The sequence below is a fragment of the Snodgrassella sp. genome (genome assembly GCF_024103505.1).
In the GTDB taxonomy this organism is placed as follows: domain Bacteria; phylum Pseudomonadota; class Gammaproteobacteria; order Burkholderiales; family Neisseriaceae; genus Snodgrassella; species Snodgrassella communis.
Map to the genome: position 1 here is coordinate 1 of NZ_JAGGIJ010000001.1, position 12913 is coordinate 12913.

The window sequence follows — 12913 nt, forward strand, 5'->3', positions numbered from 1 at the left end:
TCATCACCTCAACTCAGGCCGCCGAAGCGGCGGGTAAAAACCAGCTTATTACCGGTAGCCTCACCAGCAGCGACATCAAAAACCACAGCGATTACAAAGGCAGCAGTATCGGCATAGGAGCCAGTGGCAGCGTTAGCGGATCCTCACTGGGACAAAGTCAGCCGAGCAAAAACAACAGCATTAATCTGGCCAATCAGGGCGGTACAGGAGCCAGTAATACCGTAGGTTACGGCAGCGACAGCGGTCACGACAGCAGCACCACCCATAGCGGCATCAACACCAACAACATCATCATCACCGATGAAACCGCCCAGCAGCAGAAAACAGGCAAAAACGCCGCCCAAACCATCGCCGGCATCCATACAGACACCACCAGCGACAACTATGCCGACAAAGCCGGCTATCTGAGCAATAACTTTGACAAAGACAAAGTACAGCAAGAACTGGATTTACAGCGCGAAGTCAGTCAGGAATTCAGCCAAAACATGCAGGCTACCTCAGCCTTCATCAACAGCAAAAAAGACAAACTGAAAGAAGAACTGAAACAAGAAAATCTCAGTCCAGAGCAGCGCGCGCAGTATGAAAAAGAACTGGCGCAATGGAATACCGGCGGGTTGATACTGAATGCCATCGGTGCTGGACTATCAGCACCCACCAATAGCATAGGCGGCATTGTTGCCGCCACGGCCAGTCCAGTGCTTTCGTATCAGATTGGGCAGTACTTCAAAGTTCTGGCTCATAAAAACCAGATAACCGGCGGTAAAGATGAATTAACCGCCGGTCAGGAAACAGCTCATATACTGGCACATGCCATATTAGGAGCCGCAGTAGCAGCAGCGGGAGGTAACGATGCATTAGCTGGTGGGTTGGCCGCAGCAGGAGCAGAGGCAACAGCACCAATCGTATCGAAATGGCTGTATGGTAAAAATCCAGCGGATTTAACCGCAGATGAAAAAGCGACAGTTTCAGCCATAGCAGGCCTTACCGGCGCAGCGACGGGAGTGGCAATTGGCGGCAGTATGGCGGATGTGGCGCAGGGTAATCAGGCTGGGCATGTTGCGGTGGATAACAATACCGAATTTGGAGATAAAATACGCAGTTATATAGAGGACGCAAAACACTACTGGCATACCGAAAAAGAAGCCAAAGATAACCTAGATGTAATAAGAAATGTAGCGGTCAATTTAATAGGAGATGGTTTAGATAGTGTAGTAGGATTAAGTGATTATGGTATAGACTCACTAAATGCAGTAGTATATTGTACAGGTTTAACGCCGAATCTATGCAATCAGATGCAAGCGACGTTAGATCCGAAAAACAAAGCAGCACTAAATAGTATCAAAGCAGCATTTGATACACGCACATATATTCAGTTTTATGAGTTATTGGATAAAGCAGCACATGGGGATTTGCAGGCTAGAGAGGCTGCTGGAGAGCTGCTGGCAGCTGTGCTAATAACTAAGAAGGTAAATTTGAATGTAGGAAGGGTATCTAAAGCAGGTAAGAGTACTGGGAAAGGTACTAGTATAGGAAAGGGAATTTCCAATACATCTACTTTGAATCCTAATGAAATTAGATTCTCACAAAATACGGTTTCTTATAATAAAGTAGAACGAGGGACTAATATGAAATATAATTATGACGATCTTGTTACAAACATGAAAACTAATGGTTGGAAAGGTGATCCTGTTGATGTAATTAAAATGCCAGACGGAAAATTCACGAGTATGGATAATACTAGAATAGCAGCTGCTAGAGAAGCTGGTATAGATATTAAAGCTAATGTTAGAAATTTCGATGATAAGCTTTCACCTGCTGAAGTAAGTAGGTTTTCTGATCCTAGAAAAGGATTTGTACCTACAACTTGGGGAGAGGCAATAACAGGAAGAATTAATAAACAGTCAGGTGGATTTAGTAAAAATAATCCATATGGTTCAAATACTCCTCCTCGCATTAGTGGCAAACCTAAGGATTAATAATATGGCTCATTACTTATATTCAAAAGAAGAATTACCCGAAGGATTCAAATATCCACTATCTTTTTTGGAAATTGTTTCTAAGAAAGATGTTCTAGATTTGGAACCATGGTGGTTTTTATATGAATTTGAAAATTTTGCTAAACAATGGTTATTTGAAATAAAAAAACAATACCCAACTAGAAAATTGATACCATTTGCCAAAGCTTCTAATACTGATGATATCGTTTGTTTTGATGGCTCTGATAAATCAGGCAATCCGAAAGTATACTTTGTTCATACTTTTGCTTCCCCTGGATGGGAGGACAGAGGTAGTGTCTATAGCTTTGATGAATGGTTAAAACAAGCCAAAGAAGAATCAGCACGATATAAAGCCGAGAGGGCTTAATTAGGTTAGGTTTAGTCAAATATCAAAAAGTTGGTATGAACAGTATGGGTTAACCAAACTCCATTGTCAGCTAGATAAAACTTAAAGCCTTGTTGATACATCTGCAAGGCTTTTACTTTTAATACTACCGGTTTTCCATGTCTTTCTCCTACTTTATTGGCAGTCTTCACATTATCAGATAAATGGACATAATGGCGATTACCAGAAACTAATCCTTGTTTTTTAATGGAATCAATAAATCGAGTTGCTGTGCCATGATATAAAAACTCTGGAGGTGTTTGTTCTACATGGCTAATTTTTACTTGTTGAGTTGAATGTCCTTGTGCTGCACGTATTTTTAGACCATCATCTGAAATCGTAAAACGTTTTTTATCACTTGTTTTAACGACTCGCTCAAGCAATTCTCTAGTAAGGGGTTCTGCATGTTGATTAGCTTGCATGATTAGGTTATCAATATTAACCCAACCATCAGTATCTAATGTGATTCCAATAGTTTCCGGTTGATGCCTCAAAATATAGCTTAAGAATTTACTTGTTTTATTCAATTGTTTATTCAAGATTTATATCCTTTTTTCTTCCTATCAACCATTTCATATCTTACCTATTACTTTCAAAATCCGCAATTTGAGCTACTCCAGCCAGTGCACTTTAATGGTCAGTTAGCGGCTGAAGATGAGAGTTTGATGTCTAGTGGTACGTAACTAACCTCAAAGGCGCCATCATCACCTCCACCGAGGCCGCTGAAGCCGCGAGTAAAAACCAGCTTACCACCGGCAGCCTCACCTACGCTGGGGCTTTCCCAAGTGTTTTAATCGCATCAGAAAGCTCGGCTATAAATGGAATCATAAACGTGTGTATCGGGTGTATTGTGAATTGAAGCTTAATCTCAGGGTAAAGCGTAAACAGCGTATTCCACCACGAAGCCCGGAAAGGCTATCAGTACCCAATAAACAAGGTGAATGCGGGTCAATGGATTTTATGAGTGACGGCAGTCGCAATCAACGACGCTTTAGAACTTTCAATGTGATAGATGACTTTAATCGTGAGGCGCTAGGCATTGATATTGCGGTCAGTTTACCAGCTGGCAGGATTACCCGTTATCTGGATAAACTGGCCGAATATCATGGTTATCCACTAAAAATACGAGTAGATAATGGACCGGAATTCACTGGAAACACGTTTACTAATTGGGCAAAATCACATGGTATAACTATAGATTACATCAACCCCGGCAGTCCATATCAAAACGGGTATATTGAACGATTTAATCGTACCTATCGCACGGAAATATTGGATTTATATTTATTTAATAATCTAGAACAAGCAAGAAAGGTAACCGAAGAATGGCTAACCATTTATAATACTGAAAGACCTCATGAAGCATTAAATAATATGACGCCGATTGAGTATAAAACACTAAAACAAGCAGCATGATTTTCTACGTCTGTTTTGTACTAACTATGGGGTATTTACAAAACAAAACGCAATTGACAATACAGATCGGGCACAGGGTTCTATTTATGATAGAAATTCAGGAAAGCATTTTAATATGTTATATATAGATAAAGCCAATGATAAAGTAATTGGTACTATTGAAGAGCAAAAAGGCAATCAATTTACTCCAAGAGAAACAACAATATTACCCGATTCCAATGGATACTATAATACTAACGCTACTATTAATGGTCAGGCTGGAACAATGCGCTTCAGACTAAAAAATGGGCAAATCTTACCTTAAAGAGTAAAAATAATGTTGATACAGTCAAAAGAAATTTTTTTATTAATTACATTATTGATAGTTTTAAACAAGTCAATATTTGCAAAACAAATTAGTGTAAAGGAACAACAGGATTTTTTCTGTCAGCTTGAGAAATACGATCAATGCTTTTACACAGGAACGTGCGACTATAAGGATTACGTGAATTATACGGATTATTTTATGAAAATTACTGGAGATATTAAACAGAATGCTAAGTATTTATATGATAAACTTCCTCAAATATATGAATGGGCACATTATGAGAAATTGAATGAAGTTTTTCCACAATATCTAATTTTTAATGGTAGTGATGTACACAATTTAGCCCGTGCGTATATCGATTTAAAATATAAATGGTTATCATGGTTCAAAAATAATACGGGGATAAGTTATAAAAATGCTACGGATATATTTTTGAAAAATAATAAAGCATGCGGAACTAAAATGTTCAAAAAATATTTATCTTTACCCTTACCTGAAGATGCTGATGTAGAAACTTGTTTTTTTAATTATGAAATTGATGATCCATGGTGTAAACCTGATGACAAACCTTTAATAAAAAATTTGTTCTGTAAATCAGGAGAAAGATGTGAAATTAAATGGTAAAAACAAAGTGTGAGCTTAGTAAATAACTTTTATATTTTCTTATAAAGCATCCGAAGAAAATTATATAATAAAGAAATAGCATTGATGCTCCATAGATGCTCCATAACAGTAAAAAAACGGTAAAAACGCCGCCACTGCCAGTCCAGTATTATCGCATCAGATCGGTCAGTACTTCAAAGTTTTGGCTCATAAAAACCAGATAACCGGCGGTAAAGATGAATTAACCGCCGGTCAGGAAACAGCTCATATACTGGCACATGCCATATTAGGAGCCGCAGTAGCAGCAGCGGGAGGTAACGATGCATTAGCTGGTGGGTTGGCCGCAGCAGGAGCAGAGGCAACAGCACCAATCGTATCGAAATGGCTGTATGGTAAAAATCCAGCGGATTTAACCGCAGATGAAAAAGCGACAGTTTCAGCCATAGCAGGCCTTACCGGCGCAGCGACGGGAGTGGCAATTGGCGGCAGTATGGCGGATGTGGCGCAGGGTAATCAGGCTGGGCATGTTGCGGTGGATAACAATACCGAATTTGGAGATAAAATACGCAGTTATATAGAGGACGCAAAACACTACTGGCATACCGAAAAAGAAGCCAAAGATAACCTAGATGTAATAAGAAATGTAGCGGTCAATTTAATAGGAGATGGTTTAGATAGTGTAGTAGGATTAAGTGATTATGGTATAGACTCACTAAATGCAGTAGTATATTGTACAGGTTTAACGCCGAATCTATGCAATCAGATGCAAGCGACGTTAGATCCGAAAAACAAAGCAGCACTAAATAGTATCAAAGCAGCATTTGATACACGCACATATATTCAGTTTTATGAGTTATTGGATAAAGCAGCACATGAGGATTTGCAGGCTAGAGAGGCTGTTGGAGAGCTGCTGGCAGCTGTACTGATAACTAAAAAGGTAAATTTGAATGTAGGAAAGGTATCTAAAGCTGGTAATAGTGCTGGGAAAGGTGTTACTGGGGCTGATAAAAGCCCAGCTAAAAAACGACCAACCTCAAAAGATTTAGAAAAAGATGTAGGAGCCAGTTTACCACCAGATTATAAACCTTAGGTAAGTTACAAAGACGGTAAAGAAGTACCTTATGGTACAAAAGGTAGCACCAGACCAGACTGGTGTAACCGAACAACCTGTTCAATAGAAGTGAAAAATTATGATATAGGAAAATACGCTGATAATTTGATTAATAATGTCTCTAAACAAGCAATTGATAGAAGTAAACATTTACCAAATGGTATGCAGCAACAAATTGTGATAGATGTAAGGGGGCAAAATACAACGCCGGTTCAGAGAAATAGAATCAAACAGGGTATAATTCAAAAATCTAATGGTATCATTTCGGGTAACCAGATTAAATTTAAAAATAAATAGGGATAGATAAGTTATGTTAATTGAAATTGGTTTTGGGGGGGGATCAGACGTATTTGAATTAGGAACAGCTAACGATATCATTTTATTTTTTGAATGTATTGAGTATTATGTTGTTCCCAAATACCCAGAACGAGACTGGATACTAATAACAGATCGATTTTATCGTCGTTATTTGCGTTTGGAAGAGTTGGATACAGCAGAAGAATTGATAAAACTTATTGAAGAGGAATTTAAACAATATGCTAATGAAGCAATTGATATAACTACAATACGATTAGGAAAAATAAAAAGTTGTTTAAATATAGATGGTAATACTTTATTTGATATTTTTAATCGCTATTTTAAAGCTTTTTATGAGTGCGTTGAATCAGCCAAATTAAGTTACGAAAATTTTGGTTCTCCTTCAAAAGATGAGTATCTACCTGTAATGATTTGTATTACTACTATACCTTATCTAATAAGTTATAAACAAATACCTTTAACAGTATTTGATGATCTTGAATCAGATGAAGAACCGATTTGGTTATCAGGAAAAATACCCACATAAATCTAATTATGTGTAATTATACGAATCATATCAAAACCGATAGTATGAAAAAGAATTGGCGCAATGGAATACCGGCGGGTTGATACTGAGTGCCATCGGAGCAGGACTAGCAGCCCCCACCAATAGCATAGGCGGCATTATCGCCGCCACCGCCAGTCCGGCATTATCGTATCAGATTGGGCAGTACTTCAAAGTTCTGGCTCATAAAAACCAGATAACCGGCGGTAAAGATGAATTAACCGCCGGTCAGGAAACAGCTCATATACTGGCACATGCCATATTAGGAGCCGCAGTAGCAGCAGCGGAAGGTAATGATGCATTAGCTGGTGGGTTGGCCGCAGCCGGAGCAGAGGCAACGGCACCAATCGTATCAAAATGGCTGTATGGTAAAAATCCAGCGGATTTAACCGCAGATGAAAAAGCAACCGTTTCAGCAATCGCAGGACTTACCGGAGCTGCGACAGGAGTGGCAGTTGGCGGCAGTATGGCGGATGTAGCACAGGGTAATCAGGCTGGGCATGCAGCGGTGGATAATAATCGGCTGATAGTTACCGGTGACAAAGCCGCTAAAAAACGTTATCTGGATTTATTAAATAAAGCACAAAAACAGTATAACTATAAATTAGACGAAAAGAATAGAATCGTGATTGATGGTTATCATTATGATGATACTCAAAATCCACCTGTATTAGTATCGGATAATCCAAATGGTGGAGTATTAAATCCCACAGATGTGGCGAATAAAACAATAATAGACGCAATTAATAAAAATGAAGATATCTATTTGAGATTGATTTCTGATCCTAAAATTATAAGTCAAGATCAAATTTTGATAGATGATTTTCAGACTGGTAACATTGATGTCACAAAAGATTTTTTTCAGAATTCAGATCCGAATGCATTAATGCAATCAATTATTCATTATATTAAAGAAAGGGAGCAAACTAATAACTATGAGGGGATAAAATCAACAGTTAATAATAACAATAGACATTTAATATTCACACCTGGACATAATGCAGGTATATTGGCTGAACTAAATTATTTACAGGAATTGTATCCAAATAAGAATTTTATTTATCAATACTTAAATCCACATCCTATTTTAACAACATGGAAAGGAAAAAGTGTATTAGTTAAAATATATAATTATGGTGGTGTACAACAAAAAATATATTTCGATTATAAAATAGATTCCATAGGAAGGAAGATACCTATACGACCTATTGGAGTCTCCTATTGATTATAATATTTATATTAATGAAAGGATTAATAAATGAGATATTTAATATCAATATTAAGAAAGTTAATGTCATTTTTTATGTTGTATTCATTGGTATGCCTAGCTCAAGCAGATGAACAAGATTCAGTTTATAATGCTGTTGAAAATCAATCAAATTTATGTAATTTTTCGAAAAATAATACTAGGATCACATCATTATTTCCAGTTGATAATGATAGTAAATATTTAAATGGTATTTACTATGGAGTCGTAAAAAAAAATAGAAATAATTATTTAATAAAATTATATTTTGAAAATAGCTTTTTAAAATATATTGAAATACAAGACAATAAACTTCGTTTGGGAATTAAGGATAATAGCGAAAAAATAGTTCTGCATATTCCTTGCCAGGATATCTATCAAAATGAATTTTTATGTAAAAGTAATAAAATATTGTTTAACAATCCTAATCGCTTGAAAGATATAAAAAAATTATGTTTATCAAATTTAAAGCATAGGAAAATTCCTAAAACATCATATTTACCAGATATTGTAGTAGAGTATTTATACTTCAATGGTATTAACATTAAATTTTTAAACGATTTATTTAAATATCAAACCAAGATTACAAATGGGATTGTAGATACATTTTAATCTAAGGTGTGCTGTTTAAAAGTTGCTGAAAAGCGACAGCGTGGCTATGGAACAAAATACCAAATACTGAATGCGATCGGAGTAGGACTGGCTGCACTCACCAATAGCATAGGCGGCATTGTCGCGGCCACCGCCAGTCCAGCACTATCGTATCAGATTGGGCAGTACTTTAAAGGCAAAGATGCCGAAGGCAGCACCGCTCATCTGGTAGCCCATGCCGTACTAGGCGCAGCCGTGGCCGCAGCAGGAGGCAATAATGCCCTTGCTGGAGGATTGGCCGCAGCAGGAGTAGAGGCAACGGCACCAATCGTATCAAAATGGTTGTATGGAAAGGATGCGAAGATTTAACCGCAGATGAAAAAGCGACAGTTTCAGCCATAGCAGGCCTTACCGGCGCAGCGACGGGAGCAGCAGTTGGAGACAATATGGCGGATGAGGCGCAGAGATATCAGGCTGCGTATTCGGCTGTAAATAATCACTTTAAGATATCGAAGACAATAAAAAAGTGGATAATATGGGCATTACTGTGAACTTGGCAGGAGCTGCCATAAGCGGTAATGTATTGATAACAATAAATAGGAATGGAACAGCTACTATTCAGTAAGGTTTACAACTGGCGCTGCTTTTGAAGGTGGTTTTGGAATGTTATTTTCATCAAGTGCTAGACCAGATGGTGTTTTTGTTGAAATTTGTGCAGGTGCATTTGCTCGTATATCAGGTTTAGTTTGTATTTCTGCGCCAATACAGAAGGATGGTAAATTGAATATACCAGGTAAAGGAGGTGTTGCCCTTGGAGCAAAAATTTCTGAAACAACTGGCTATCAAAAAACGATTAGAATAAAAGGTGGAGCAGCACAACCATCTTCTCCAGATAATTCTTATTATAAACCCGTTGGTCAAGCTTTACTTGCTACATGGTAAAGGGAATTTATGTTAAATCCTGTTTTGATGTTAAGTATTATTTTTATTCCTATTTTAATTATTATTAGCAATATATTGACGTATAAAATGGCCAAATTAGAAGGATTAGTTAGCTCAGTTAAAGATTTATTTATCCATAATATGGAAGTATCAATTTTTTTTTGGAAAGCTATTTTTGGTTATGTATCGGTGAAAAACAAAAAAATTTTATTTATCAATAGATTTATATTCATACTATTTATTCTAGTAGAATTAACGTTGATATTACTTTTCTACTTTGCTAGATAAAAGTAAGGTGATGCAGACTGTATGAATATATTATAGCTATGATTATAAAAGGATTATATGTCTTTTGCGATAAGATGAATGGTTTAATCGGAGGTCGCTTACCTTTAAGCAATTCAGAAAGAGCCAATATCGCACCCTCTCAATATGCTTAAGACCGTGGTTGTGAAATAGGTTTAAGCAACTATAGTCATGGTGGAATGAGCGCTAATGTCGCACTAAAGTATGCCAACTATAGGTTTAACCGGCATATCAATAAGAAAAGCAAGATTCTATGGCTCCAGACCCATGCTCCGTGGTAAGCAAATCAGCTGATTATAAATGGTTATGAAGGATGTAGAGTTTGTTAGGTAGTACACTATACCGACTATGTTGGTTGAAGCACCGATACATTTTTGAGGAACCAGTATACCATTCTAATTATAATTTATAGACTAGTAACACTCGGTATAGCGTACCCAATACTAAGATAATATTATTGTCCGCGTAAAAAGAGCGCATCCAAATCCTGTAAACGCAGTTTTACCCACGTAGGTCGGCCATGATTACATTGATTTGCGCGTTCAGTCTGTTCCATATCTCGCAGTAAAGCATTCATTTCCGGCAATGTTAATTTACGTCCGGCACGGACTGAACCATGACAGGCTAAAGTGGACAGAATACGATTTTCACTTTCTCTGATTACATCACTGCTGCCAATAGTCATTAAATCGGCTAGTACTTGTTGTACCAGTTGCTGAATATCACTTTTGACCAGCATTGCTGGTACTGTATGAACCACCAGTTGCTGATCATTCTCAATGCTGATATTCAGACCATAATTTTGCAAAGTGGTAGCATATTCGCTTGCAGACGCAATTTCTTCATGACTGGCAGTAAAGCGGACAGGAATCAATAATGTTTGGCTGCTTACTTTACCATTAGCATCGCGTTGTTGTTTCATCTTTTCATAATTGACACGTTCGGCAGTAGCATGCATGTCTACCAGAATCAAAGCTTCTTCAGCCTGTGCCAGAATATAAATATCCAGTAGCTGGGCAATGGCATAACCTAACGGGGGGGTATTTGTTTCATTTACAGGTAGTTGTACTGGAGTTTGCGTAGCAGTAATCCCCCGCGCTTGCTCCAAATCATTAAGTTCACTATCAATTACCTCTGCATCGGCAGTAGCAACGTTATCTGCAATAGAAACTGTTTCTGATCTATATAGTTCGGCATAAGTATTCATGGCAGCTTGAGATTCTTTTAAACTCAAGTTGCGCTGTATGGGGGTATGGCTACGGTGATAGGGTGCCGGTGACTGTTTTGAACCAGCTGCGTTTTCTTGCGCGGGGAACAGTTGCTGTACACTGGCCGGCTGTTTGTGCATGATATCCGCCAAAACAACGGCTGGCTGGGAAATGGATTCAGTTTGAGTGGCATTGGTGGCAGCCAGACATTTATTTAAAGTATGAAAAACCAGCTGATGTACAGCCTGACTTTGCCGGAAGCGCACTTCGGTTTTGGTGGGATGAACATTTGCGTCCACATCAGTTGGTGATAGGGTAAGAAAAAGCGCAAATGCTGGTGTTAATGCTTGATGCAAAACATCGTTATAGGCCTGTTTTACAGCGTGTAAAATAATTTTGTCACGTACAAAGCGCTGATTGACAAAAATGTATTGCTGGCTGGTTTTTCCTTGTGCAAAAGTAGGTTTGCCAATTAGACCGTTTAATCGCATCCCGTTTATTGTTTCATCTACATTTAGGCTGGCCGCGGTAAAATCTACCCCCATAATTGCGGTGCACCGCTCCGAGAGGGATTGTGCAGGCAGGGTGAATATATTCTTGCTATTGTGCTGTAATTCAAAAGCTACATCAGGATGAGCCAGTGCCAGACGCTCTACCATGGTACGACAATGAGCAAATTCTGTGCTTGGCGATTTCAGAAACTGCCGTCTGGCCGGTGTATTAAAAAAAAGCTCAACAACATCTACCGTGGTACCTGGCGCGTGCGCTGCTGGTTTGACGGGACTAAGTTTGCCATCTTCAGCAAAAATTTGGGTAGCATGGGCAGCAGTGGCAGTACGGCTGGTTAATGTTAGGCGGCTGACTGAGGCAATACTGGCCAATCCTTCACCGCGAAATCCCATGCTTACCACTTTTTCTAGATCATCCAGTGTGCTAATTTTACTGGTGGCATGGCGTTGCAGAGCAAGGGGGACGTCGGTCTCATTTATGCCTTGTCCGTTATCAGTTACAGTTAGACGTTTGATACCACCAGCTTCTAACTGGATATCGATATAACTGGCACCGGCATCCAGACTATTTTCAATAATTTCTTTAAGCGCATTAGCAGGGCGTTCTATCACTTCACCGGCTGCTATCTGGTTAATTAAGTGATCGGGTAACAGATGTATCTGGCTCATATTTTGCCTATAATTTATGAATGTACAGCAGTATAGAATACTTAATTTCGTTTATGTGCTGTTAGCTTGTGCCGCATAATTTCAATTATGGCTGGTAAAACAGAAATGACAATAATAATAATCAATGCTAAAGATAGGTTCTGCTTGATAAATGGCAGATTACCAAAAAAATAGCCGGCATAGGAAAACAGCAATACCCAGAGAATAGCACCAATACAATTGTAACGGAGAAAATGACCATAATGCATATGGCTCATACCGGCCACAAAGGGCGCAAATGTTCGTATCATCGGCACGAAGCGTGCAATAACTATGGTTTTTCCACCATGTCTTGCATAAAATTCCTGCGTTTTGTGTAAATAAATCTGCTTAAATAGTCGAGATTGAGGATTAGCAAACAGATATCCTCCAAATTTCTTGCCAATTGAGAAATTTACCGCATCTCCAATAATAGCCGCAGTTAGCAACAGCACGACCATTAAATGGATATTCATCTCTCCGACTGCTGCTATTCCGCCCGCTGCGAACAGTAAGGAATCACCCGGGAGAAAAGGTGTGATTACTAATCCAGTTTCGCAAAAAATTAAAACAAAGAGGATAACATAAATCCATATACCATATTGACTGACAATGAATTGCAGGTGCTGATCAATATGTAAAATAAAATCTATCAGGGTAGAGATGATATTCATAAAGCATGAAAAAAGATAAAAGGAAGCATTTTAACGCAAAGCATACCGTGACAGCAGTTATATGCATGT

General features: G+C 38.4%; 15 protein-coding genes and 1 pseudogene. 13 read left to right on the forward strand and 3 right to left on the reverse strand.

From position 1 onward, the window contains the following. The coding region (locus tag J6578_RS00005) for a VENN motif pre-toxin domain-containing protein (protein ID WP_287953546.1) at window positions 1-1976 on the forward strand (1976 nt) is incomplete at its 5' end. A 4-nt stretch (window positions 1977-1980) separates the two neighbouring features. Then, window positions 1981-2364 carry an SMI1/KNR4 family protein gene (locus tag J6578_RS00010; protein WP_100121130.1) on the forward strand — a complete coding sequence of 128 codons (384 nt, stop codon included), beginning with the start codon at window positions 1981-1983 and terminating at the stop codon, window positions 2362-2364. Window positions 2365-2375: 11 nt separating this feature from the next. Here J6578_RS00010 and J6578_RS00015 read toward each other — a convergent pair whose 3' ends face one another. Beyond that, window positions 2376-2921 carry an RNA 2'-phosphotransferase gene (locus J6578_RS00015; RefSeq protein ID WP_502957671.1) on the reverse strand — a complete coding sequence of 182 codons (546 nt, stop codon included), beginning with the start codon at window positions 2919-2921 and terminating at the stop codon, window positions 2376-2378. Between the two features lie 223 nt (window positions 2922-3144). Here J6578_RS00015 and J6578_RS00020 point away from each other — a divergent pair. The 11 genes and pseudogenes from J6578_RS00020 to J6578_RS00070 form a co-directional block, all read left to right on the forward strand. Next, a pseudogene (locus tag J6578_RS00020) lies at window positions 3145-3798 on the forward strand (IS3 family transposase); the annotation flags it as partial. 115 nt (window positions 3799-3913) lie between these two features. Then, window positions 3914-4102: a hypothetical protein gene (locus tag J6578_RS00025; RefSeq protein ID WP_287953547.1), complete on the forward strand. Its 189-nt coding sequence runs from the start codon at window positions 3914-3916 to the stop codon at window positions 4100-4102. A 201-nt stretch (window positions 4103-4303) separates the two neighbouring features. Further along, window positions 4304-4729 carry a hypothetical protein gene (locus J6578_RS00030; protein WP_155266265.1) on the forward strand — a complete coding sequence of 142 codons (426 nt, stop codon included), beginning with the start codon at window positions 4304-4306 and terminating at the stop codon, window positions 4727-4729. A gap of 181 nt (window positions 4730-4910) precedes the next feature. Beyond that, window positions 4911-5798 carry a VENN motif pre-toxin domain-containing protein gene (locus J6578_RS00035; RefSeq protein WP_287953549.1) on the forward strand — a complete coding sequence of 296 codons (888 nt, stop codon included), beginning with the start codon at window positions 4911-4913 and terminating at the stop codon, window positions 5796-5798. A gap of 90 nt (window positions 5799-5888) precedes the next feature. Then, on the forward strand, window positions 5889-6116 hold the full coding sequence (locus tag J6578_RS00040) for a hypothetical protein (RefSeq protein ID WP_287953551.1): 228 nt from the start codon (window positions 5889-5891) through the stop codon (window positions 6114-6116). A gap of 13 nt (window positions 6117-6129) precedes the next feature. Further along, on the forward strand, window positions 6130-6663 hold the full coding sequence (locus J6578_RS00045; RefSeq protein ID WP_100149248.1) for a hypothetical protein: 534 nt from the start codon (window positions 6130-6132) through the stop codon (window positions 6661-6663). 55 nt (window positions 6664-6718) lie between these two features. Next, on the forward strand, window positions 6719-7906 hold the full coding sequence (locus J6578_RS00050; protein WP_287953553.1) for a VENN motif pre-toxin domain-containing protein: 1188 nt from the start codon (window positions 6719-6721) through the stop codon (window positions 7904-7906). 33 nt (window positions 7907-7939) lie between these two features. Continuing rightward, window positions 7940-8539, forward strand: a complete 600-nt coding sequence (locus tag J6578_RS00055; protein WP_100149254.1) for a hypothetical protein — start codon at window positions 7940-7942, stop codon at window positions 8537-8539. 6 nt (window positions 8540-8545) lie between these two features. Beyond that, window positions 8546-8887 carry a hypothetical protein gene (locus J6578_RS00060; protein ID WP_287953554.1) on the forward strand — a complete coding sequence of 114 codons (342 nt, stop codon included), beginning with the start codon at window positions 8546-8548 and terminating at the stop codon, window positions 8885-8887. Beyond that, window positions 8857-9069 carry a VENN motif pre-toxin domain-containing protein gene (locus J6578_RS00065; RefSeq protein ID WP_287953556.1) on the forward strand — a complete coding sequence of 71 codons (213 nt, stop codon included), beginning with the start codon at window positions 8857-8859 and terminating at the stop codon, window positions 9067-9069. The genes J6578_RS00060 and J6578_RS00065 overlap by 31 nt, the downstream gene beginning before the upstream one ends. A 112-nt stretch (window positions 9070-9181) precedes the next feature. Beyond that, complete coding sequence (locus J6578_RS00070) at window positions 9182-9460, forward strand: hypothetical protein (RefSeq protein WP_287953558.1); 279 nt, start codon at window positions 9182-9184, stop codon at window positions 9458-9460. 760 nt (window positions 9461-10220) lie between these two features. Here J6578_RS00070 and mutL read toward each other — a convergent pair. Both mutL and J6578_RS00080 read right to left on the reverse strand, forming a co-directional pair. Next, entirely contained in the window at window positions 10221-12152 is a 1932-nt protein-coding gene (gene mutL / locus J6578_RS00075; RefSeq protein WP_287953559.1) for a DNA mismatch repair endonuclease MutL, read from the reverse strand. A gap of 41 nt (window positions 12153-12193) precedes the next feature. Then, window positions 12194-12838: a DedA family protein gene (locus J6578_RS00080; protein ID WP_287953850.1), complete on the reverse strand. Its 645-nt coding sequence runs from the start codon at window positions 12836-12838 to the stop codon at window positions 12194-12196. Between the last annotated feature and the right edge of the window lie 75 nt (window positions 12839-12913).